This is a genomic window from Variovorax sp. H27-G14, assembly GCF_046156345.1.
GTDB lineage: Bacteria > Pseudomonadota > Gammaproteobacteria > Burkholderiales > Burkholderiaceae_C > Variovorax.
The window spans coordinates 61,708-84,071 of sequence record NZ_JAYLVN010000006.1; the positions used below are offsets into that span (position 1 = coordinate 61,708).

General features: G+C 67.5%; 17 protein-coding genes. 5 read left to right on the forward strand and 12 right to left on the reverse strand.

What is annotated here, in order from left to right:
- Positions 1-4: 4 nt before the first annotated feature.
- Complete coding sequence (locus VLK31_RS16930; protein ID WP_409169578.1) at positions 5-2,821, reverse strand: DUF6493 family protein; 2,817 nt, start codon at positions 2,819-2,821, stop codon at positions 5-7.
- A 167-nt stretch (positions 2,822-2,988) separates the two neighbouring features.
- Here VLK31_RS16930 and VLK31_RS16935 point away from each other — a divergent pair, with 167 nt between their 5' ends.
- Positions 2,989-5,505: an ABC transporter permease gene (locus VLK31_RS16935; protein WP_409169579.1), complete on the forward strand. Its 2,517-nt coding sequence runs from the start codon at positions 2,989-2,991 to the stop codon at positions 5,503-5,505.
- Positions 5,506-5,644: 139 nt separating this feature from the next.
- The gene (locus tag VLK31_RS16940; RefSeq protein WP_409169580.1) at positions 5,645-7,126 is read left to right on the forward strand and encodes an AAA family ATPase; all 1,482 of its coding nucleotides are present in this window, start codon (positions 5,645-5,647) and stop codon (positions 7,124-7,126) included.
- A gap of 25 nt (positions 7,127-7,151) precedes the next feature.
- On the opposite strand, the gene VLK31_RS16945 is transcribed toward VLK31_RS16940, so the two are convergent.
- From VLK31_RS16945 to VLK31_RS16955, 3 genes are all read right to left on the reverse strand, one after another.
- Positions 7,152-8,489 (reverse strand): methyl-accepting chemotaxis protein, encoded by a 1,338-nt coding sequence (locus tag VLK31_RS16945; RefSeq protein WP_409169581.1) that lies wholly within the window; start codon positions 8,487-8,489, stop codon positions 7,152-7,154.
- 128 nt (positions 8,490-8,617) lie between these two features.
- A complete protein-coding gene (locus VLK31_RS16950; protein WP_409169582.1) occupies positions 8,618-10,024 on the reverse strand; it encodes an HD-GYP domain-containing protein in 1,407 nt (468 codons plus the stop codon).
- A 38-nt stretch (positions 10,025-10,062) separates the two neighbouring features.
- The gene (locus VLK31_RS16955) at positions 10,063-10,968 is read right to left on the reverse strand and encodes a LysR family transcriptional regulator (protein WP_409169583.1); all 906 of its coding nucleotides are present in this window, start codon (positions 10,966-10,968) and stop codon (positions 10,063-10,065) included.
- 109 nt (positions 10,969-11,077) lie between these two features.
- Here VLK31_RS16955 and VLK31_RS16960 point away from each other — a divergent pair, with 109 nt between their 5' ends.
- Positions 11,078-12,625 (forward strand): MFS transporter, encoded by a 1,548-nt coding sequence (locus VLK31_RS16960; protein WP_409169584.1) that lies wholly within the window; start codon positions 11,078-11,080, stop codon positions 12,623-12,625.
- A 4-nt stretch (positions 12,626-12,629) separates the two neighbouring features.
- Positions 12,630-12,854 carry a SlyX family protein gene (locus VLK31_RS16965; RefSeq protein WP_409169585.1) on the forward strand — a complete coding sequence of 75 codons (225 nt, stop codon included), beginning with the start codon at positions 12,630-12,632 and terminating at the stop codon, positions 12,852-12,854.
- 317 nt (positions 12,855-13,171) lie between these two features.
- Here VLK31_RS16965 and trhA read toward each other — a convergent pair whose 3' ends face one another.
- The 8 genes from trhA to cyoA all read right to left on the reverse strand — a co-directional run bounded on the left by trhA (position 13,172) and on the right by cyoA (position 20,810).
- Positions 13,172-13,789, reverse strand: a complete 618-nt coding sequence (trhA, locus tag VLK31_RS16970; protein WP_409169778.1) for a PAQR family membrane homeostasis protein TrhA — start codon at positions 13,787-13,789, stop codon at positions 13,172-13,174.
- 114 nt (positions 13,790-13,903) lie between these two features.
- Positions 13,904-14,449 (reverse strand): response regulator transcription factor, encoded by a 546-nt coding sequence (locus VLK31_RS16975; RefSeq protein ID WP_409169586.1) that lies wholly within the window; start codon positions 14,447-14,449, stop codon positions 13,904-13,906.
- Complete coding sequence (locus VLK31_RS16980) at positions 14,430-15,908, reverse strand: ATP-binding protein (RefSeq protein ID WP_409169587.1); 1,479 nt, start codon at positions 15,906-15,908, stop codon at positions 14,430-14,432. Before VLK31_RS16980 ends, VLK31_RS16975 begins: the two co-directional genes overlap by 20 nt.
- A gap of 29 nt (positions 15,909-15,937) precedes the next feature.
- Positions 15,938-16,729, reverse strand: coding sequence for an SURF1 family protein (locus VLK31_RS16985; protein WP_409169588.1), 792 nt, complete (start codon positions 16,727-16,729; stop codon positions 15,938-15,940).
- Entirely contained in the window at positions 16,726-17,130 is a 405-nt protein-coding gene (gene cyoD, locus VLK31_RS16990) for a cytochrome o ubiquinol oxidase subunit IV (protein ID WP_409169589.1), read from the reverse strand. Before cyoD ends, VLK31_RS16985 begins: the two co-directional genes overlap by 4 nt.
- Complete coding sequence (gene cyoC, locus VLK31_RS16995; RefSeq protein WP_409169590.1) at positions 17,127-17,786, reverse strand: cytochrome o ubiquinol oxidase subunit III; 660 nt, start codon at positions 17,784-17,786, stop codon at positions 17,127-17,129. The genes cyoD and cyoC overlap by 4 nt, the downstream gene beginning before the upstream one ends.
- A complete protein-coding gene (cyoB, locus tag VLK31_RS17000; RefSeq protein WP_409169591.1) occupies positions 17,779-19,782 on the reverse strand; it encodes a cytochrome o ubiquinol oxidase subunit I in 2,004 nt (667 codons plus the stop codon). The genes cyoC and cyoB overlap by 8 nt, the downstream gene beginning before the upstream one ends.
- A 2-nt stretch (positions 19,783-19,784) precedes the next feature.
- Positions 19,785-20,810 carry a ubiquinol oxidase subunit II gene (gene cyoA, locus VLK31_RS17005; RefSeq protein WP_409169592.1) on the reverse strand — a complete coding sequence of 342 codons (1,026 nt, stop codon included), beginning with the start codon at positions 20,808-20,810 and terminating at the stop codon, positions 19,785-19,787.
- Positions 20,811-20,990: 180 nt separating this feature from the next.
- On the opposite strand from cyoA, the gene VLK31_RS17010 reads away from it, so the two are divergent.
- Positions 20,991-22,328 (forward strand): MFS transporter, encoded by a 1,338-nt coding sequence (locus tag VLK31_RS17010; protein ID WP_409169593.1) that lies wholly within the window; start codon positions 20,991-20,993, stop codon positions 22,326-22,328.
- The last annotated feature ends 36 nt before the right edge of the window (positions 22,329-22,364 follow it).

Consider the following 22,364-nt stretch of genomic DNA (forward strand, 5'->3'; position numbering starts at 1 on the left):
TGCCTCATGCCATGCCCAGCAACTGCTGCAGGCGCCTTGCTTCGAGCAGCAACTTCGTGCTGCCCTTTCTGGCGGCAACGGCCTCCAGCGGCGCGATGGTTTCCCGTATGCCAAGGCTTCCTGCCACACGGCTTGCCAGCGCGAGCAGATCGTGCGTGTTGGTGGGCGGCACGGCCTTGGCGAGCGCCGCGTGCACGCTGGCGCTGATCAAGGGCCATAGCACCGGCGCCTGCGGGCCGGCGCATGCCACCTGTGCCAGCGACGCTGCCAGCCGCCCAGCCTTGAGCGTGCCGCAGTCGATGGCCGCGGCCGCCAGCTCGCAGGCCAGGGCGCTGTCGTAGCGGCCCTGGTGGATCAGCTCCAGCAGGCCGTCGCTGCCCACCAGGCGGCCTTCGATGTGATTGGCCGACATGCAGAACAGCACGGCCAGATGCAAGGCGGGCCCGGCAGGTCCGTGGGCCGCCAGAAAGAGCGGCAGGGAACAGGCGAAAGCCTTGCCGCCGTCCGACTCGAAGTCGGCGCCGGCCTTGCGGAAGCCCCAGAGGTGCATGGCTGCCATGGCTTCGGGGTTGTTGGGCATGGCCTGGACGATGTTGCGCTCCAGAAGGTCCCAGTACCAGACGTCCTGCACCGCCTCCGGTGCGAAGCCTTCGCCCCAGCGTGTCGGTGTGCCGTCGATGTCCGGCAACTGCTGCATGGGCCGCAGCGTCACGCAGACTTCGCGTTCGCCAGTCGCAGCCCAATGGCTGGGCCGCGAGTAACGGGTAACCGGCTCGCCACCGACACACTGCCACTGCGTCTGCAGTTGCTCCATGCCGCCAGCCTCGAAGAAACTCAGCGCGCTGCTGGCCTGCGCAGTGCCGACGGCACGCAAGGCGTCGAGCCGCGCGGCATCGGGCTGCTGCGTGCGCATCAGCGCGAGCAGCAGGTCGAGCGGGCCGGCCGTCGTGCCTGTCGCCGCGAGCCGGCGCAGTCGCGTCACGAGGTCGTCGGCGGTGATCGCGCCGTGGAGGTAGCTTGGCTGCGACACCAGCGCATAAGGTTGGCCGCTGGCCAAGGCCTCGACCACTTCGGATGCGCGCATCTCGACCGCCGCAGCCGCCAATGGAACGCGCGAGGCATGCCAGTAGTCGGAGTCGTACTTCGCCGGTTCGGGCATGCGGTCGCGCCCCTGAACCGCCAGAAGCATGCGGCGCTTCCCGGCTTCCATCGGCTTGCCCAGCCGCGCCCGCATGTGCTCGGACAGGTCGGAGATGCCCGCGTTGTGGGCGCGCACCGCGAACTCGATGATGTGTTCGATCGAATGGAGTCGTTCGTCGCCGGGGACCAGCGGTGAGCCGTCGGGTGCGTCCGGCACGCCGCGGGACGCATCGTTGATCGGCAAGAACGCGTGCGAGGCCTGGGGCGTGATCGCCAATGCGTGGGTGGTCGGAAAAGGCACGGCGGGCGCCGGGGCCGAATCCGCGTCCATGTCCGGCGACGTTGGCCGCAGCGTGGCGTAGATCGTCGGGTCCATGGCGGCTCTCAGCGAATCGATGCGCGCGTCCAGCGCATCGCGATCGGCCGTTGCCAGCGGGCCGGCGAGCTTCAGCAGCCTGGCGGCCGCGTCCTTCTGGAACGCGAAGTCGTCCACCATCAACGCGCCCGCCAGCCCCGACAGCGAAGCCGCCAACAGCGCGGGGCGCGACTGGCTGCGCTTGGCGGCCCAGGCCAGCTGGGCTTGCCGCAGCCCCTTCTCCTTGCGCGCGAACACGATCTGGCACGCATTGACGAACAGGTCCTCGTCCAGCGGCTCGACCGCATCGAGGCGCTGCAGCAGCGTCTGGGCACATTCGGCTGCGCTGCCGTGCGCGCTGGCCATCACCCCGCAGAGGGTGTCGGCCAGCGGTGCAATGAGTTGAGGGCTGGGCTCGACCGCCAGGAGCAATCGCGCCAAGAGGCGCTGCGCGCTCACCGAGTCGTTGCGCGTCAGTGCAGTCACGGCGTCTTCCGCCACGGTGCGCCGGTCGAGGAATCCGGCCTTCAGCAGACCGGCCAGCGTTCGGGAGGCGTGGTCGGACCGCTCGGCCACCAGCCAGCCGCCGATCAGATGCATGACCGCGTCCTTGTGCAAGAAGACGGCTCGCACCATGTCTTTCAGGCCGAACAGGGCAGCGGCAACGTCCACGCTGGAGGGCGCATCGATCTCTTCCCCATGCGCCAGCCAGTGCCCATCGCGCCCGTCGTGCCCGTCGGAATTGTTGTCGAGCCAGAGACGCGACACCTTGCGGACGAAGGGGGCAGGCGGGTCTTCCGGCAGTCGGTAGGGCATCAGCGTAGAGAAGCTCCTGGCCCAGGCTTCGATCATGAAGGCCTCGTCGGGCGAATCGAGGCCGAAGCCTTTCATCAGCGCCAACAGAACGTCGGCGTACATCGGCTTCTTGCGCTTGCCGCCGATGAGCAGCTTCAGGTAGGCCTGTGTCCAGTCGCGGCCGTTGCGAGCCACCGCGTTGACGAGCGCGGCCTTGGCCTCACCGCGCGCCGCGTACAGGTCGCACACGGCATCCCATTCGGCGACGCCGGTCGTGCGCGAGCCAGGCGGTCGGAGCGCCAGCGCCTGCTTGGGCGTGCGAGCCGTGGCCACCACGGCAATCAGCGCATGCATCCAGCGCGTGCTGTCGCCGTTCTGCGCAAACGCTGCTTCGATCGCCTCCGCCTCCGCGCTCCAGTATTCAGCCAGCCAGGCCTGCGCCGCGCGCTTTTGCTTGTCGCTCCACGCGGCGGTGGCGTCCAGCAAGCGTTGATGGTCTCCTCCTCGTACCAGATCCTCGATGTCCTGCATGTGCTTCTTCTCGTTCGCCGGCGCCGCCGGGTTGTCCGGAGCGGGTCCGGGTTTTCGAATGGTGTGCGTGCCGCACTCTATCGCCTCCGCGCGACAGCGCGCGGTGACCCATGCCCTCTTATTCCCCGCAGAATCATCGGGACTTCTCATCGGCTATCGTCGCGCCCATGAATGCCTCTCTCCGCCTGGGTTGGCGCACGCTCTGGCGCGACCTGCGCGCCGGCGAGTTGCGCCTGTTGATCGTTGCCGTGCTGCTGGCCGTGGCCGCGCTCACCGCCGTCGGCTTCTTTGCCGACCGCCTGCAGGGCGGCCTGAAGCGCGATGCACGACAACTGCTGGGCGGCGACGCAGTAGTGGTCAGCGACAACCCGACGCCCGAAGCCTTCGTGGCGCAGGCGAAGGCGCTGGGCCTGCAGGGCAGCGGCACCTACGGTTTTCCGACCATGGCCCGGGCCGAGGACGCGCAGGGCGGCGCCAGCAAGCTGGTGGCGCTGAAGGCCGTTACCGCCGGCTATCCGCTGCGCGGCAGCCTGCAGACCTCGCCCACGCTGGAAGGCGCGGGCACCGTCACGCGCGACATTCCGCCCGCCGGCGAGGTGTGGGTCGATGCCTCGCTGCTCGACTCGCTCGGCCTGAAGGTCGGCGACACGCTGCTGCTGGGCGACACCGGCCTGCGCGTGGGCCGCGTCATCACGCTGGAGCCCGACCGCGGCGCCGGCTTCATGAGCTTCTCCCCGCGCGTGATGCTCAACCAGGCCGACGTGGCGCGCACCGCGCTCGTGCAGCCGGCCAGCCGCGTGGGCTACCGCTATGCGGTGGCCGGCAACGACGTTGCGGTGAAGCGCTTCACCGACTGGGCCGACGCCACCATCAAGAAGGGCGACCAGCGCGGCGTGCGGCTCGACTCCTTCGAGGGCGGCCGCCCCGAAATGCGCCAGACGCTGGACCGCGCCGAAAAATTCCTGAGCCTGGTGGCGCTGCTGGCGGCGCTGCTCTCAGCCGTGGCCGTGGCGCTGGCCGCGCGCGGCTTCGCGGCCAGCCACCTGGACGACTGCGCCATGCTGCGCGTGCTGGGCCAGAGCCAGCGCACCATCGCCGCGGCCTATGCCTTCGAGTTCGCGGTGATCGGCCTGGTGGCCAGCGGGCTGGGCGTGGCCATCGGCTTTGCGGTGCACTACGTGTTCGTGCTGCTGCTGGCCGGCCTGGTCGAAACGGCACTGCCGGCCGCCACGCTGTGGCCCGTGGCCTTCGGCATGGGCATGGGGCTGACGCTGCTGTTCGCCTTCGGCCTGCCGCCGGTGCTGCAGCTGGCCAAGGTGCCGCCGCTGCGTGTGATCCGGCGCGACGTGGGCGGGCTCAAGCCGGCGTCGCTGGCGGTGCTGGGTGTGGGCGTGGCGGGCTTCGCGGCCTTGCTGATGGCGGCCAGCAGCGACATCACGCTGGGGCTGATTGCGGTGGGCGGCTTCGCGGGGGCGGTGGCGGTGTTTGCGCTGCTGAGCTGGCTGGCGGTGAAGGTGCTGCGCCGCAGCGTGAACGAAACCACCGCGCCGCGCTGGCTGGTGCTGGCCACGCGGCAAATCTCCGCACGGCCGGCCTATGCGGTGGTGCAGGTCAGCGCGCTGTCGGTGGGCCTGCTCGCGCTGGTGCTGCTGGTGCTGCTGCGCACCGACCTGGTGGCCAGCTGGCGCAAGGCCACGCCGCCGGACGCGCCCAACCGCTTCGTCATCAACGTCATGCCCGACCAGAGCGAGGCGTTCCAGAAGTCGCTGCGCGACGCGGGCGTGGGCAAGTTCGACTGGTACCCGATGATCCGCGGCCGGCTGGTCGCCATCAACGACAAGCCCGTGACGCCCGACGACTACGCCGAAGACCGCGCCAAGCGCCTGGTGGACCGCGAGTTCAACCTGAGCAACAGCGTGCAGGCGCCCGAGCACAACAGCATCACGGCCGGCAAGTGGACGCCCGACGCCAAGGGCGAGGTGAGCGTGGAAGAGGGCCTGGCCGACACGCTGGGCCTGAAGCTGGGCGACACGCTGCGCTTCGACATCGGCGGCATGCAGAACGACGCGCGCGTGACCTCGCTGCGCAAGGTCGACTGGGGCTCGCTGCACGCCAACTTCTTCGTGATGTACACGGTGGCCTCGCTGGCCGACGTGCCGGTCACGTACATGGGCGCGTTCCGCGCGCCCGAGACCAAGGGCTTCGACAACGCGCTGGTGCGCAGCTACCCCAACGTGACCAACGTGGACATGAGCGCGACCATCAACCAGGTGCAGCGCGTGCTCGACCAGGTGATTCGCGCGGTGGAGTTTCTGTTCGGCTTCACGCTGGCGGCCGGGCTGGTGGTGCTGTTTGCCGCGGTGACGGCCACACGCGAAGAGCGCGCCCGCGAATTTGCCGTGATGCGCGCGGTGGGCGCGCGTGCCAGCCTGCTGCGCCAGGTGCAGCGCGCCGAGCTGGCGGGCGTGGGCCTGCTCGCTGGCTTTCTGGCGAGCATCGTGGCCTCGGTGATCGGCTGGGCGCTGGCGCGCTATGTGTTCGAGTTCACCTGGACTGCGTCGCCGCTGGTGCCGGTGGCGGGCGCGCTGGCGGGCGCGGTGTTGGCGCTGGGGGCCGGTTGGTGGGGCCTGCGCGACGTGCTGCGCCGGCCGGTGGTGGACACGTTGCGGCGCGCGTCGGAGTAGGTTCGGCGTAGTGCCGGAGTAGTGCCGGAATACCGCCAAAGCAGGCACTGAAAGTTTTTTCTTCTGTCATCGGCAAGACGGGGTCGGGGATGCCATACATTCCCCGACCCCGTATTCAATTCAGAAGAGAAACCCCTGCATGCGCTTGGCGTCATTCCAGATCACCCACTTTCGCTCGATCAACGACAGCGGCCTTATCGATTCCTCGCAGATCACGGCCATCCTCGGCCGCAACGACAGCGGCAAGTCGAACCTGCTGCGCGCACTGCACAGCCTGAACCCGGCCGACGGCCTGGTCGAACTCAGCCCCATCAAGGACTTTCCGCGCCACCGCCGCCTGGAGGAATGCACCGGTGAAACACCGGTCGTGTTCACGCGCTGGCTGCTGGACGACAGCGAGCAGGCCGCGCTGGCCGAGATGCTGCCGCGCGCGGCCGGCGTGCGCCACGTCACCGTGAGCCGGGGCTACGCCACCGACCGCCGCGCCGGCCTCGAAGGCCTGGCCGCGCTGTCGCTGGACGTGAGCGACATCAAGGGCAAGGTGCGCAAGATCGTCCCGGCCGTGAAGGCCGCCGCCGAGAAGGTGGCCGAGGAGGCCAAGGCCCTGCTCGAGCAGGAGGCCGACACCTTCGACGCCGCCATGATCATGAGCCCCGACTACATCCGCTGGTCGGCCGGCGCGGTGAAGGCGGCGCAGGCGTTGCGCAAGGCGCTGGCCGTGGCGGGCGGCGAGCTCAGCGACAAGCAGGAGCAGATGCTGGCCGAGCTGGAGGACATGGCCCTGGCCATTGCCAACGACGCACCCGCGCTGGCCCGGGCGCAGGCCTGGGTCATCGAGAAGCTGCCGCGCTTCGTGTACGTCGACGAATACCCCGCGCTGCCGGGCCGCCAGAACATCGCCGAGTACCTGGGCCGCCAGGGCTGGGGGCAGCTGACGCCCGCGCAGCAGAGCTTCGGCAAGCTGTGCAAGGTGGCGGGGCTCGACCCGCAGCAACTGCAGGGCCTGCTCGAAAAGAACGACCTGGCCACGCGCAACCAGCTGGTCAACCGCGCCGGCGCGGTGGTGACGGCAGAGATCCGCCGTCTGTGGAAAGACCGCCCGCTGAAGGTGCGCTTCAACCTCGACGGGCAGCACCTGGACACGCTGGTGTCGGACGCCAACGACGCCTATGAGGTGGAGGTGAACCTGGACGAGCGCAGCCGCGGCTTTCAGTGGTTCTTTTCGTTCTACATCGCGTTCTTTGCCGACACGCAGGGCGCCCGCGCGCAAGACGCGGTGCTGCTGCTGGACGAGCCGGGCCTGCACCTGCACGCCCACTCGCAGGCCGACCTGCTGGCGCACTTCGAGGCGGACTTCGGCAACCAGATTCTGTACACCACGCACTCGCCGTTCATGGTGCCCACGCACCGGCTGGACGCGGTGCGCACGGCCAGCCTGGACGCGCGCAACGGAACGACGGTGAGCAACACCGCGCAGGGCGATCCGCGCACGCTGTACCCGTTGCAGGCGGCGCTGGCATTGAGCCGGATGGGGACGCAGGCCGCGCCCGTGGCAGCACCGGCACCCGCCGCAGCCCCCGCAGCTGTCGCTGCAGTCCCGGCAGTACCAGAGCCAGCCTGACCGGCCGGCGCCGCGGCCCCGGGGCTCAGCCCCGGCTGTCCGCGGCTTCGAGCCGCGCCATCGCTTCATTGACCGCGCTCAGGCGCGCGTCCTGCGTGCGCGAGGCGTCGACGATCGCTTCCATGATGCGCGAGGCCTGCTGGGCCGACTGCTGAATCTCCTGCATCACGCGGCCCGACTCCTGCACCTTCGCATTGCCGACCTGCACGCGTGCCGTGGAGGCCGAAATGAGCCCGTTGATTTCGCGCGCGGCCGCCGCGCTGCGGTGCGCCAGGCTGCGCACCTCGCCGGCCACCACCGCAAAGCCGCGGCCCTGCTCGCCCGCGCGGGCGGCTTCCACCGCCGCGTTGAGCGCGAGCATGTTGGTCTGGAACGCAATGCCGTCGATCAGGCCCACGATGTCGGCAATGCGCTTGGAGTCGGCCTGAATCTGCTGCATGGTGCTCACCGCGTCGGCCGAGGCGCCGGCGCCGTCGAGCGCAACGCGGGCCACCTCGCGGGTGTGCGAATGCGCGTTGTCCGCCTGGCTGGCGCTTTGCCTGACCAGGTGCTGCAGTTCCTCGAACGCGCCCTGCACCATGCGCGTGGCTTCGAACCGCGCGGTGATGTCGGTGGCGTACTTCACCACCTTGAAGGGCTGGCCGGCCTGGTCGAGCACCGGGTTGTAGTTGGCCTCGATCCACACCGTGTTGCCGTTGCGCCCCACGCGCGCGAACTGGCCCTGGTGGAACTGGCCGCGCCCCAGGTGCTGCCAGAAGGCGCGGTACGCCTCGCTCTGGCGCTCGTCCGCGCGCACGAACATGCTGTGGTGCTTGCCGACCAGTTCGCTTTCGTGGCGGTAGCCCATGGCGTCCAGAAAATTGCGGTTGGCGCGCAGGATGCGGCCTTGCAGGTCGAACTCGATCACGGCCTGCGCGCGGCCCACCGCGGCCAGCTGGCTTTGCGTTTCGGCGTCGCGCAGCGCCTGCTGCGAAATGTCCATGGCGTACTTCACCACCCGCACCACCTTGCCAGATGCGTCGAGCACCGGGCTGTAGTTGGCCTGCAGCCACACCTCGCTGCCGTCGCCGGTGATGCGCCGGCAGCGCCCCACGAAAGCCTCGCCACGCTGCAGCCGGCGCCAGAACTGCGCGTGCTCGGGTGACTCCTGTTCGACCGGATCGACCAAGGTGCGGTGGTGCCGCCCCTTGAGCGCATCGAGCGAATAGCCCATCAGCGCCAGGAAGGGTTCGTTGGCGAACACCACCGTGCCATCGGGCGTGAATTCGATCACCGCCTGGTTGCGGTAGAGCGACTGGAGTTGGCGCCGCGCGGAAACACGTCGGCCCGACAGAAGGGAAACCAGGGATGCGAAGGGGTTCATGACTGGAGGCTGAGAAAACAGTGTCATGACAGTACGCACCTGATGTTTGTCTGGATGTAAGAAATGTGCGCAATTTAATTGCGCTAGAGGCTATTTTTTCGATGCCCTGAAAAGACTGCTCGAGAGGTTCATGCGACGACCCGTTGAAGGGCCTCGAAGCAGGCGGGGTCGATGGCCGTGCCCACGCTGGCGGCCATCACCGTGAGCGCCTGCGCCACCGGCATCGCCGCGCGCTGGGGGCGGCTGGCGCACAGCGCGTCGAAGATGTCCGCGGCAGTGATGATGCGGGTCTCCAGCGGAATCTGCGGCGCCTTCAGCCCGCGCGGGTAGCCCGTGCCGTCCAGCCGCTCGTGGTGGGCCGCGGCCATGCGCCCGAGGTGGCCGAAGGCGCCCACGCGCGACAGAATGGCTTCGGTGTGCAGCACGTGCTGCTGCACGGCGGCCCACTCGGTGCTGTCCAGCTTGCCGGGCTTGTCGAGCACCGTGTTGCTCACGCCGAGCTTGCCCATGTCGTGCAACAGCGCGCCGCGGCGCAGCCACCGCCGGCGCGCGGGCGCCAAGCCGAGCTGTATGCCGATGCCGTCCACGCTGGCCGCCACGCGCGCGCTGTGGCCGGCGGTGAACAGGCTCTTGCCGTCCACCACCTCGCCGAAGGCCTCGGCAATGTCGTCGAGGTGGTCGTCGCTCACCACGACCCGTGCGCTGGCGGGCGCCATCGCGGCCACGCGCGCCTCCAGCGCTGGCGATGCCAGGCGGTGCCAGAACATCGGGTCGAGCGCCACATGGTCGAAAGCCGCGACCAGCGCCGGGTCGAACCAGGTGCCCGCGCGAGACCGTGCCTCGTGAATGGCCAGCGGCGCATGGCCCGCCGCGTGGTGCACCTCGACCACCTGCGCCAGCAGCGCGATGCGCGCGGGCAATGCAATTGCATCGCCCTGACGCCGCTGCGGGCGGCCGTTGCCGTCCCAATGCTCGTCCAGGTCGGCAATGCCTTGCGCCACTGTTTCGCCCAGGCGCAACTTGCGCGCAAGTGCGGCGCCGCGCGTGCTGCGGGTGCGGAAGAGTTCGTCGGCAATCTGCGCTTCGTTGCGCAGCACGTGCAGCAGGCTGCGCAGCCGCGCCGGCAGGCCGGCCTTTCGCCCCGAGTGGCTGGACCCGGTGTGGCTGAAGACGAAGCGCAGCATGCGCGGCCAGCTGTCGCCCACCGCCTTGAAGTCGCGCTTGAAGCACAGGTCGTCGGTGAGGTACAGCTCGCAGATGCGCGCTGCGTTGCTGCTGCAGCCCAGGTCTTTCAGCAGCACCGTGTAGTACAGGTCGCGCAGCGACGCCTCGTGCAGCCCCATCTGCCGCCCGATGTTCATGCCGATCCAGCAGGCCCGCACGCAATGCCCCCGGGGCTGGCCCGAGGTGAGGTCCAGCGCATGGCTGAGCGAGCCGATCAGCTCGGAGAGCACCAGGCGTTCGGGCGCGGGCGCGAGCCCGGGCGAGGACGCAGAGGGGTCCGAGGGGGCTGGAATGGCGCTGGGCGACGGCATCCCCGTTCTATCGGCACAGTCGCCGAAAAATTAAGCCCTTAGTTCGTAACCGCCGGTGTGTCGCCGGCCTCCCTGAACATGTGCTCGCCCGCAAAGTCGACGAACGCCCGCACCTTCGGCGACAGCTGCCGGCTGGACGGCCACAGCGCAGAGAACTGCCCCTGCCGCGCCAAATGCGTGGCCAGCACGCGCTGCAGCTCGCCGCGGCCCAGCGCATCGCGCGCCAGAAAGTCGGGCATGTACGCCACGCCCATGCCCGCCACCGCCGCACCCAGCATCGCCTCCATGTTGTTGCACAGCAGGCCGGGCGGCAGCGGTTCGGGCAGGCCCGGCAGGCTCCATTCCTCCAGCCTGCCGCCGGTCGAGAACTTGTAGCGCAGGCAGGTGTGCTGCGCGAGGTCGGCCGGGGTGAGGGGCACGCCGCGGCGTTCCAGGTAGGCCGGCGAGGCGACCAGCACAAAGCCGAACGGGCCCAGGCGCCGCGCGACCAGTTGCGAGTCGACCAGCTCGCCGCTGCGGATGGCCACGTCCACGCCTTCGGCAATCACGTCGACCAGCCGGTCGTTGAAGTCCAGGTCGAGCTCGATCTCCGGGTAGCGCGCCTGAAAGGCCGGCAGCATCGGCAGCAGAAAGCGGTAGCCGATGGTCGGCAGGCTCACCCGCAGGCGCCCGCGCGGGGCGGCCACTGCGTCTTGCATCATGGCGCGCGCGTCGTCCAGCTCGTCCAGGATGCGGCGGCAGCGCTCATGGAACAGCGCGCCTTCCTGCGTGAGCCGCGTGTGGCGCGTGGTGCGGTTGAACAGGCGCACGCCCAGCTGCTGCTCGAGCCGGGCCACGTTCTTGCCCACCGCCGACGCCGAGATGCCCAGCAGGCGACCGGCCTTGGCAAAGCTCAGCAGGTCGGCCGCGCGCACGAAGGATTCGAGTCCGCTGAAACTGTCCATGGATTGGCAACCTTGGGTTGGGAGTTTGAGGATCGAAGCAGGTATTCCTGTTCGATTGAATCCTTTTTATCTTCGTGCTTCCGCTTTTTTCTTTGCGCGAAAGCCCTCGATGCCTCCGATCCCCCCGATCCACTCCACCTCGTCCAACAACTGGCTGCTCGCCGCCGTCTGCCTGGCCGCGCTGGGCATGCCGCTGAGCTTCACCGGCCCGGCGGTGGTGCTGCCCGCCCTGCACGGCGCGCTGGGCGGCAGCCCGGTGCAACTCAACTGGGTGACCAACGCCTTCATGCTGAGCTTTGGCGCCACGCTGATGGCCGCCGGTGCGTTGGCCGATGCGTACGGACGCAAGCGCGTGTTTCTGCTGGGGCTGGCGGTGGTGGCGCTGAGCAGTTCGCTGCTGACGCTGGCCCCCGGCATCGTGGCTTTCGACCTGGTGCGCGCGCTGCAGGGGTTGGGCTCGGCGGCGGCGTTTGCGGCGGGCACGGCGGCGCTGGCGCAGGTGTTCGACGGCGCGGCGCGCACGCGGGCGTTCAGCCTGATCGGCACCTCGTTCGGCGTGGGGCTGTCGTGCGGCGCCATGCTGTCGGGCTGGCTCGCGCAAAGCGTCGGCTGGCAGGCCGTGATGCTGAGCCCCGGCGTGGCCAGCCTGCTGGCGCTGTGCATCGCCGCGCCGTGCATGCGCGAGTCGCGCAACCCCCATGCGATGGGGCTCGACCTGCCGGGCGCGCTGAGCTTCACCGCCGCGCTGAGCCTGCTGACGCTGGGCGTGCTGCAGGCGCCAGACAGCGGCTGGGGCAGCCCCTGGGTTGTCGGCGCGCTCGCGGGGGCGGCGTTGATGGCGGCCGCCTTCATCGCCATCGAACGGCGCGTGGCGCACCCGATGCTCGACCTGTCGCTGCTGCGCTTTCCGCGCTTCGTCGGCGTGCAACTGCTGGCCGCGGCGCCGGCCTATGGCTTTGTGGTGTTGCTGGTGCTGCTGCCGATTCGCTTCATCGGGCTGGAGGGGCGCAGCGCGCTGGAGGCTGGCGGCTTCATGTTCGCGCTGTCGGGGCCGATTCTTGTCGTGCCGACGCTGGCGGCATCGCTGGCGCACCGTTTTTCGGCGGGCGCGATTTCAGCGGTGGGGCTGCTGGCGTGCGCGGCGGGGCTGTTGTGGCTCAGCCGCTGCGCGCCCGGTGCGCCGCTGCATGAGCTGACGGGCGCGCTGTTGCTGATCGGCGCGGGCATCGGCCTGCCGTGGGGTTTGATGGACGGTCTTGCCGTGAGCGTGGTGCCGCGCGAGCGCGCGGGCATGGCGTCGGGCATCTTCAACACGGTGCGGGTGGCTGGGGAGGGCATTGCGCTGGCGTTGGTGGGGGCGGGCCTGACGGCGCTGGTTGCGCGGCAACTGGGCCATGGCGCCACGGTCTCGCAGGCGGCGCAGCGCGTGACCACGGGCGACATGTTGCAGGCGCTGGCCTTGTTGCCCGGCATGGACCGCGCCGGGGTGCTGCAAGCCTACGGCGCGGCGTTCGGCACGCTGTTGTGGGTGCTGGCGGGCGTGACGGTGTTGACGGCGCTGGTGGTGTTCCTGTTCCTGCGGGGGGAGGTGCCGGTCGATGTGCCGGTAGCGACCGATGAACGTCACAAAAGGCGTGCGCGTCTTCCTGTCCAATAGCGTCATGGAAAACCAACCCGACGCCCTGACCGAACGCGTGACCGAACTCGAGATCAAGTCGAGCTACGCCGAAGACCTGCTGGACCAGCTCAACATGACGATCTACCGTCAGCAGCAGCAGATCGACCGGCTGATTCAGCAGGTCACGCAGCTGCGTGAGCAGAGTCAGAACGCGATGCAGGACGGATCGGGGAGCAATCCGCGGGACGAGTTGCCGCCGCATTACTGAGCGCTTGTTTTGGGCCGTTGTTCAGGGCGACGCTCACGCCGACGGCGTGCTTCTTTTCTCGAATGTCCCCCGGGGCTTCGCCCCTCCTCCTTTATTTCGCGAAAAGAAGCCCACCATCGGCGTGAGCGTTTTCAGAGCAGTGGTTGATCGCGCGATCACCGCAGAGCGTGCCCTGGTGCACAGGGCGTCGGGTACTCCCCGCAGCGAAATAAAGGAGGAGCGAAGCGGGGGACATTCGCGGAGGGGAGTACCCGGCGGCCTGTGCACGCGCCCCGAACGAATTCAACAGCGCCTTGAACGACAGCGCCCCCAAAAAGTCACCCGTGCGAATGCCAGAGCACAGCAAAGAAGTGACAGGTACTGCCGGCCAGCACGAACAAGTGCCACACCGAATGCGCAAAACGAACCTTGTTGTCGAACAGGAACACCACCGCCCCCGCCGTATAGAAAAGCCCGCCCGCCACCAGCCATCCCAGCCCTGCCGCCGACATGCGCTCATACAGCGGCACCGCCGCCATCAGCGCCATCCAGCCCATCGCCACATACAGCCCCGTCGACCATAGCGGATGCTGCAGCTTGTTGAACAGCTTGGCGCTCACCCCCAACACCGCCGCCGCGCAAATGGCGCCGAACAGCGTCCACCCCAACGGCCCACGCAACACGCCGAACAAAAAGGGCATGTAGCTGCCCGCAATGAAAAGGTAAATGGCGGCATGGTCCAGCCGGTTGAACCAGGCCTTCGCCCGGCCCATGGGCAATGCGTGGTACAGCGTGGAGATCAGGTACAGCACGATGGCCGTGCCCGCGAACAGGCACGCGCCCACCACGCCCGCGGCTTGACCCTTCTGCGCCGCGCTGTACACCAGGATCGGCAATGCCGCGATCGCCAGCGCCAGGCCCAGGCCGTGGCTGAGCGCATTGAAGAGTTCTTCCATCGCCGTCTGCTCGCGGGACGCCAGAACGGCGGTGCGGGGCGAAGTGGGTGCAAGCGTGTGCGTGCGTGAACGGACTGTCATCTGTACCTCATGCAAGTGCGGTGACTGCGCAGATTACTTCACCTGCGGCTTGCCCAGCTTGCGCGCCAGCGTGCGCCGGTGCATGCCGAGCCTGCGCGCGGTCTCCGAGATGTTGAAGCCGGTCTCGGCCAGCGTCTCGTGAATGCGCTCCCACTCCAGCGTCTTGATCGACGTGGAGCGGTTGGTCAGCTCCACCTCGGTGGTGCCGGCCGCGCGGCCGAAGGCGGCCTCGATGTCGTCGGTGTTCGACGGCTTGGCCAGATAGTGGCAGGCGCCCAGCTTGATCGCCTCCACCGCCGTGGCGATGCTGGCAAAACCCGTGAGCACCACGATCAGCATCTGCGGGTTGTGCCGGTGCAGCATCTGCACGCAGGCCAGGCCGGAGGCCTCGCCGTTGAGCTTCAGGTCGACCACCGCGAAGCCGGGCGAGCGCGCGGCCAGCAACGCCTCGATCTCGCCCAGGTTGCCGGCCTGCGACACGGCATAGCCGCGGCGCTCGAAGGAACGGCCCAGCGTGCGTGCGAAGGCGTCGTCGTCCTCGACGATCAGCAACTGGCGCTCAGCTTCGGTGTCTGTCATGGGCTTTCGGTTCGGTGGTGGGGCCGTGCAGGGCCTTGGCGTTCAGGTGGTTCAGATGGCCCTGGCCGTCATGGTCTTCCTCGTCGTCTTCGTCGTCGTGTTCCTCGGGCTCTTCCTCCAGCACGATGGCCGCCAGCGGCAGAGTGATCTTCACGATGGCGCCGCCCTCGGGCCGGTTGAGCGCCGAGACGCGACCCCCCACCGTGCGCGCCACGTTGACGACCAAAAACAGCCCCAGGCCACCACCGGGGCGGCCCTTGCTCGACTGATAAGGCTTGCCGAACTCCTTCAGGATGGCCGGCAGAAAACCGGGGCCGGCGTCCGTGACGGTGATCGTCAGCGCGTCGGCATCGTGCGCCGCCTCCAGCCGCAGCCAGTGCGGCGACGCCTCCAGGGCATTGTCGAGTACGTTGCAGATCATCTGCTTCAGGGCCGAGTCGGAAACCATGGAGAGGTCCCGGCCAAAGTGGTTGTCGTACTCGAAGTCTTCAATGGGGCGGGTGGTGCGCCACTCCTGCACCAGGTCGTCCAGGAAGGTGCTCACGGTGGTTTCTTCTGACGACTCGCCGCGCGCCTCGCCGGCCGACATCAGGATGCCGCTCACGATGCTTTTGCAGCGCTGTATCTGCAGCTCCATCTCGGCCACCTCGGTGAGCAGCTCGGGGTCGGAGCTGAAGTGCGGCAGCCGGCGCCAGTCGCCCAGGATCACCGCCAGCGTGGCCAGCGGCGTGCCCAGTTCATGTGCGGCGCCCGAGGCCAGCAGGCCCATGCGCACGATGTGTTCTTCTTCGGAGGCGCGCTGGCGCAGGTCGGCCAGCCGGGCATCGCGCGCACGCAGGTTGCGGCTGATGCGGGTGATGAAGATCACCAGCAGCGCCGCGTTCAGCGCAAAGCACACCAGCATGCCCTGCACGTAGGGGCTGCCCAGGCCGCGGTCGTGGTCCAGCGGCAGCGCGAGCGGGCGCGAGAACAGCGCCAGCAGCGCAAAGCACAGGCTGGTGATGACCACCATGGTCCAGGTCGACCAGGGCTTGAGCAGCACCGCGCCCAAGGTCACCTGCAACAGAAAGAGAAACACGAAGGGGTTGGTGGCGCCACCGCTCAGGTAGAGCTGCGCGGTGAGCGTGGCCACGTCGATCAGCAGCGCCAGGAACAGCTCGCCGTTGGTCACGCGCCGCGGGCTGCGCGAGCGCCACAGGCTGACCATGTTGAACAACGCCAGGCAGGCCAGCACCTGCAGCATGTGGTCCAGCGGCAGCCGAATGGCGAAGCCGTAGTGGACCAACAGAATGGTGACCACCTGCCCCACCACGGCGAACCAGCGCAGCTGAATCAGCTGCAGCATGTTCTGGTGGCCGGTGGCGTTGTCCAGGTTGGTCCAACCTACGCGAGGGGCGTGCAGCTCGCCCGCGACCGCGTCGGTGGTGGCGGACATCTTGGGCGGGGTGGGCGTCGGCATGGGCTGCATTTTCGCCGCACCCGTTCGGCTCACCCCGGGGACCCCGGGCGGTTCTTGCCGTCGCGCCAGACGAACCACGCCCCTATCAGCACCATCAGCGCCAGGCCATACCAGGTGAAGGCATAGACGGCGTGGCTGTTGGGAAAGGCGATGACCGTGAGGCCGCCCGCCGGCCAGGCTGGTGTGTCTGCTGCTGCTGCATTGGCTGGCACCTGGGCCGCCTCTGCGTCGACGAAGTAGGGCGCCACCTTGCCGATGTCGTTCAGCCCGCGCGCCGCGGCAATGGCCTGCACGTCACGCGAGAACCAGCGCTCGCCCGCTGCGTCGTTCTTGCGCAGGAAGCCGCCGTTGGGTTCGCTCAGCCTCAGCAGGCCGTTCACGGTGGTCGGGCCCTGGGGCTCGGGCGCGGTGCGTGCCGAGCGCTCGCGCGCCTCGGGCGGCACGAAGCCGCGGTTGACCAGCACCACGGTGCCGTCGGCGGCCTTCAGCGGGGTCAGCACCCAGAAGCCGGCACCCAGCCGGGTGCTGGCTTGCACCAGGGTCTCTTTGTCGTGGAGGAAGGTGCCGGCGAGGCGCAGGTGCCGGTATTCGTCATTGGCCGCGTTCGCCGCGTTGATGGCGGGCCATTCGGCCGGTCCCGGCGGCGCGGAGGCCGGGGCGTGCACGCGCTGGTCGACGCGGGCGATGAGATCGAGCTTCCAGGCGCGGCGCTCGACTTGCCAGGTGCCCAGGGCAACGAACCCGGCAAAGGCAAGCACGGCACAGACCGCCAGCGCCACCCGCGCGGTAGCGGAACGCTCGCGGACTGCGCTGGCCGTCAAGGCATGTTCTTCATGTCGTGCATGGACGGCATCATGTTGGTGTTCATGTGATACATGACCCACAGCGAGCCGGCCAGCGTGATGACCACGACCACGATGGTGAAGATGAGCGCCAGGAGGTTCCAGCCGCCTTCGGACTTGGCGTCCATGTGCAGGAAATACACCATGTGCACCACGATCTGCACCACGGCAAAGGCCAGGATGACCAATGCGGTGGTGTTGGGCTTGTCGAACACCTTGGCCATCACCAGCCAGAACGGAATGGCGGTGAGGATCACGGCCAGCACGAAGCCGGTCATGTAGCCCTTGAAGGTGCTGTGGCTCACGGGGCCGTCGTCATGGTCGTCGTGACCATGTGCGTCATGCGCGCCATGGCCGGCGTTGTCGATATGCGCGCTCATTGCAGCGATCCCATCAGGTACACGAAGGTGAAAACGCCGATCCAGACTACGTCCAGAAAGTGCCAGAACATCGACAGGCACATCAGGCGGCGGCGGTTGGCGGCGGTGAAGCCGTGCTTGGGCAGCTGGACCATCAGCACGATGAGCCAGATGATGCCGAAGGTCACGTGCAGGCCGTGCGTGCCCACCAGCGCGAAGAACGACGACAGGAACGCGCTGCGTTGCGGGCCGGCGCCTTCGTGGATCAGGTGCGCAAATTCATACAGCTCCAGGCCGATGAAGCCCGCGCCCAGCAGGCCGGTGATGGCCAGCCAGACCAGCACGCCGCGCATGCGCTTGCGCTGCATTTCCAGCATGGCAAAGCCGTACGTGATGGACGACAGCAGCAGCAGCGACGTGTTCATCGCCACCAGCGGCAGGTCGAACAGGTCGGCGCCCGAAGGGCCGGCCGCATAGCTGCGGCCCAGCACGCCGTACACCGCGAACAGGCACGCGAAGATCAGGCAGTCGCTCATCAGGTAGAGCCAGAACCCCAGCAGGGTTCCGTTCTCCGGATGGTGGTCTTCGTTGCGAACGTTGAACAGCTCGAAGGTGGGCACGCTTGCGGCGTTGCCCACGGTGTTCGTGTGGGAGGGGAGGGCGGTACTGTTAGACATGGGCAGCCAGGAGGCGCGTGCGCGCGTCTTCGGTGCGAACGACTTCATCCGCGGGGATGTGGTAGTCGCGCTTGTAGTTGAAGGTGTGAACGATGATGGCGACCAGCATGGCCACGAAGCTCGCGCCGGCCAGCAGCCACATCTGCCAGATCATGCCGAAGCCCATTGCCGCGCTGAGCGCCGCGATGATGAAGCCGGCGGCCGTGTTCTTGGGCATGTGGATCGGGCTGAAGCCGTCCACCGCGCGCTGGTAGCCGCGGGCCTTCATGTCCGACCAGGCGTCGTTGTCATGAATGCGCGGGGTGAACGCGAAGTTGTAGGCCGGCGGCGGCGACGAGGTCGACCACTCCAGCGTGCGGCCGTCCCACGGATCGCCCGTGGTGTCGCGCAGCGATTCGCGGCGGATGTAGCTCACCACCAGTTGAATGATGAAGCAGGCAATGCCCAGCGCGATCAGCACGGCGCCAAAGGCGGCGACCTGGAACCAGATCTGCAGCGACATGTCCTGGAAGTGGCTCATGCGGCGCGTGACGCCCATCAGGCCCAGCACGTACAGCGGCATGAAGGCGGTCCAGAAACCGATGATCCAGAACCAGAACGAGCACTTGCCCCAGAACGGGTCGAGCTTGTAGCCGAAGGCCTTGGGGAACCAGTAGGTGATGCCCGCCAGCATGCCGAACAGCACGCCGCCGATGATCACGTTGTGGAAGTGGGCAATCAGGAACAGGCTGTTGTGCAGCACGAAGTCGGCCGGTGGCACCGCCAGCAGCACGCCGGTCATGCCGCCGAACACGAAGGTGATCATGAAGCCGATGGTCCACATCATGGGCAGCTCGAAACGAATTCGGCCGCGGTACATGGTGAAGAGCCAGTTGAAGATCTTCGCCCCGGTCGGGATGGAGATGATCATGGTCGTGATGCCGAAGAACGAGTTCACGCTGGCGCCGGAGCCCATGGTGAAGAAGTGATGCAGCCACACCAGGTACGACAGGATGGTGATCACCACCGTGGCGTACACCATGGAGGCGTAGCCGAACAGCCGCTTGCCGGAGAACGTGGAAACCACTTCCGAGAAGATGCCGAAGGCCGGCAGGATCAGGATGTACACCTCGGGGTGGCCCCAGATCCAGATCAGGTTCACGTACATCATGGCGTTGCCGCCCATGTCGTTCGTGAAGAAGTTGGTGCCGACGTAACGGTCCAGCGACAGCAGGGCCAGTACGGCGGTCAGCACCGGGAAGGCGGCAACGATCAGCACGTTGGTGCACAGCGCGGTCCACGTGAAGACGGGCATCTTCATCATGGTCATGCCGGGCGCGCGCATCTTCACGATGGTGGCCAGCAGGTTCACGCCCGAGAGCAGGGTACCTACCCCCGCTATCTGCAATGACCAGATGTAGTAGTCCACCCCCACGTCGGGGCTGAAGATGATGCCCGACAGCGGCGGGTACGCCAGCCAGCCGGTCTTGGCGAACTCGCCCACGAACAGCGAGGCCATCACCAGGCCGGCGCCGAAGGTGGTCATCCAGAAGCTGAAGTTGTTCAGGAACGGAAAGGCCACGTCGCGCGCGCCAATCTGCAGCGGCACCACGAAGTTCATGAGGCCCGTGACCAGCGGCATGGCCACGAAGAAGATCATGATCACGCCGTGCGCGGTGAAGACCTGGTCGTAGTGGTGCGGCGGCAGAAAGCCCGCGTTGTCCCCGAAGGCCATGGCCTGCTGGGCACGCATCATCAGCGCGTCGGCAAAGCCGCGCAGCAGCATCACCAGGCCCAGGATGATGTACATGATGCCGATCTTCTTGTGGTCGATGCTGGTGATCCAGTCACGCCACAGCGGGCCCCACAACTTGAAGTACGTCAGCGCGAGCAGCACGGCAATGCCGCCCAGCACCACCGCGCCAAAGGTGGCAAGCAGGATGGGCTCGTGGTAGGGAATCGCCTCCCAGGTGAGGCGACCGAAGACCAGCTTCGTGAGGTCGAGGTGTTCGAGCATCGTTATTCTTCGGTAGTGCACATTGCCGTGACGTACTTACGCTTCGGCGAATTGATGTTGTCGGGCTGCCAGGGTTGCATGGTCGCGACGTTGAACGCGCCGGGCTTGCCCAGTCCGCCGTCGGCATCGATGGCCATCATCTGCTTCATGCACATCTTGCTGCTGTCGACACAGCGGTTCAGGATGGCGTCGTACAGGTCGGGTGCCACGGTGGCGTAGTGGCGCACCGGTTCGCGTTCGCTGGGCGCTTCGAGCTTCTGGTACAGCGCGCGGCTGAGTTCGCCTTCGGTGCCGGTCTTCACCTTGGCAACCCATTGGTCGAAGTCGCCGTGGCTCAGGCCGTGAAATTTGAAGCGCATGCCCGAGAAGCCCGCGCCGCTGTAGTTGGCGGAGAAGCCGTCGAACTCGCCCGGCTTGTTGATCACCGCGTTCAGCTTGGTCTCCATGCCCGGCATGGCGTAGATCTGGCCGGCCAGCGCGGGAATGAAGAACGAGTTCATCACCGAGGAGGCCGTGATCTTGAACAGGATCGGGCGGTCCACCGGGGCGGCCAGCTCGTTCACCGTGGCAATGCCTTGCTCGGGGTAGATGAAGAGCCACTTCCAGTCGAGGGCCACCACTTCGACCACCAGCGGCTTGGTGTCCGCGGGAATGGCGCGCTGGGCGTCGATGCGGCGCAGCGGCTGGTACGGGTCCAGCGTGTGGGTGCTGATCCAGGTGATGGCGCCCAGCGCGATGATGATCAGCAGCGGGGCCGCCCAGATCGCCAGCTCCAGCTGGGTGGAGTGGTCCCAGTCGGGGCTGTAGACCGCCTCCTTGTTCGACTGGCGGTATCGCCAGGCAAACAGGATGGTCAGGGCCACCACCGGGATGATGATGATCAGCATCAGCACGGTGGAGACGACGATGAGTCGTCCCTGCTGATGGGCGATGTCGCCGGAGGGGTTCATCAACACCGTGTTGCAGCCGGCCAGAAGGACGGCTGTAAGCAGCATGAGTGATCGGCGAAGGTTCTTTAGGATGTGCATGCCGTGGGGAAAAGAGGTACGAGGTCGGCGCAAAATGACCCCACAATCTACGCCGCGAGACGGGTTTTGCCTATTGGACGTTTTGTCCTATGGCGGTAAACGTGTTTCGGTGCGACGCTACAGGTTCTCCATGATCTTTATATGTCGCGCACCCGCGTGGCATTCGAATTACAGCAAGCAATGACGACGTCCAGCATCATTCCGCAAGGCGCCCATCCGCAGCCCGGCTCGCCCGAACGCGACGCCCGGCCAGGCGATGACCACTCGCACATCGCCCCGGGCGAGATCGCCGTCGGCGTGATCATCGGCCGCGCATCCGAATATTTCGACTTCTTCGTCTACGGCATTGCCTCCGTGCTGGTGTTTCCGGCGGTGTTCTTCCCCTTCGAGAAGCACCTTGAAGGCGTGCTCTATTCGTTCCTGATCTTCTCCTTCGCCTTCATTGCGCGGCCGTTTGGAACTGTCATCTCGATGGCCATCCAACGACGATTCGGGCGCGAAGCCAAGCTCACGCTGGCGCTTTTCGTGCTTGGCACGTCCACCGCCGGCATCGCCTTCCTGCCGGGCTATTCGAGCCTGGGCTTCACGGCCATCGTGCTGCTGTCGGTGTTCCGCTTCGGCCAGGGCCTGGCGCTGGGCGGTTCGTGGGACGGCCTGCCGTCGCTGCTGGCGCTGAACGCACCGGCCAACCGCCGCGGCTGGTACGCCATGCTGGGCCAACTGGGTGCGCCCATCGGCTTCTTCATTGCCAGCGCGCTGTTCGCCTTTCTGTACTCCAGCCTGCCGAGCGAAGACTTCCTCGACTGGGGCTGGCGCTACAGCTTCTACGTGGCCTTTGCCATCAACGTGGTGGCGCTGTTCGCCCGCCTGCGCCTGGTGGCCACCGACGACTACTCGCGCCTGCTCGAAGAGCGCGAACTCGAACCCACCAGCGTGGGCGAGCTGGTCAGCTCGCAGGGCTCCAACATTCTGATCGGCGCGTTCGCCGCGCTGGCCAGCTATGCGCTGTTCCACCTGATCACCGTGTTCCCGCTGTCGTGGATCACGCTGTACTCCGACCAGTCGATCACCGAATTTCTGGTGGTGCAGATGATTGGCGCGGTGCTTGGCGCGGCCGGCATCGTGGCGTCGGGCTTGTTGGCCGACCGCATCGGGCGTCGCTTCACGCTGGGCGGCCTGGCCGCGGTGATTGCGGCGTTCAGCGGCTTCGCGCCCACGCTGCTGGACGGTGGCCGTGTCGGCCAGGACATCTTCATTCTGGTGGGCTTCGTGATTCTGGGCCTGTCGTACGGCCAGGCCTCCGGCGCCGTCACCTCCAACTTCGCGCCCAAGTACCGCTACGTGGGCGCCGCGCTGACGGCCGACGTGGCCTGGCTCATTGGCGCAGCCTTTGCGCCGCTGGTCGCGCTGGGCCTGTCGGCCCACTTTGGCCTGGCCTACGTGAGCATCTACCTGCTGTCGGGCGCCATTGCCACCCTGGCCGCGCTGGGCCTGAACCGGGCGCTGGCGCGCGACTGACCGATTGCAGCCACTGTTGCCGTTTCTTTCAAAAGG

Coding starts and splice junctions, on each gene's coding strand:
- VLK31_RS16930 (WP_409169578.1), bottom strand. CDS start 2,821: ATGCAGGACATCGAGGATCTGGTACGAGGAGGAGACCATCAACGCTTG.
- VLK31_RS16935 (WP_409169579.1), top strand. CDS start 2,989: ATGAATGCCTCTCTCCGCCTGGGTTGGCGCACGCTCTGGCGCGACCTG.
- VLK31_RS16940 (WP_409169580.1), top strand. CDS start 5,645: ATGCGCTTGGCGTCATTCCAGATCACCCACTTTCGCTCGATCAACGAC.
- VLK31_RS16945 (WP_409169581.1), bottom strand. CDS start 8,489: ATGAACCCCTTCGCATCCCTGGTTTCCCTTCTGTCGGGCCGACGTGTT.
- VLK31_RS16950 (WP_409169582.1), bottom strand. CDS start 10,024: ATGCCGTCGCCCAGCGCCATTCCAGCCCCCTCGGACCCCTCTGCGTCC.
- VLK31_RS16955 (WP_409169583.1), bottom strand. CDS start 10,968: ATGGACAGTTTCAGCGGACTCGAATCCTTCGTGCGCGCGGCCGACCTG.
- VLK31_RS16960 (WP_409169584.1), top strand. CDS start 11,078: ATGCCTCCGATCCCCCCGATCCACTCCACCTCGTCCAACAACTGGCTG.
- VLK31_RS16965 (WP_409169585.1), top strand. CDS start 12,630: ATGGAAAACCAACCCGACGCCCTGACCGAACGCGTGACCGAACTCGAG.
- trhA (WP_409169778.1), bottom strand. CDS start 13,789: ATGGAAGAACTCTTCAATGCGCTCAGCCACGGCCTGGGCCTGGCGCTG.
- VLK31_RS16975 (WP_409169586.1), bottom strand. CDS start 14,449: ATGACAGACACCGAAGCTGAGCGCCAGTTGCTGATCGTCGAGGACGAC.
- VLK31_RS16980 (WP_409169587.1), bottom strand. CDS start 15,908: ATGCCGACGCCCACCCCGCCCAAGATGTCCGCCACCACCGACGCGGTC.
- cyoD (WP_409169589.1), bottom strand. CDS start 17,130: ATGAGCGCGCATATCGACAACGCCGGCCATGGCGCGCATGACGCACAT.
- cyoC (WP_409169590.1), bottom strand. CDS start 17,786: ATGTCTAACAGTACCGCCCTCCCCTCCCACACGAACACCGTGGGCAAC.
- cyoB (WP_409169591.1), bottom strand. CDS start 19,782: ATGCTCGAACACCTCGACCTCACGAAGCTGGTCTTCGGTCGCCTCACC.
- cyoA (WP_409169592.1), bottom strand. CDS start 20,810: ATGCACATCCTAAAGAACCTTCGCCGATCACTCATGCTGCTTACAGCC.
- VLK31_RS17010 (WP_409169593.1), top strand. CDS start 20,991: ATGACGACGTCCAGCATCATTCCGCAAGGCGCCCATCCGCAGCCCGGC.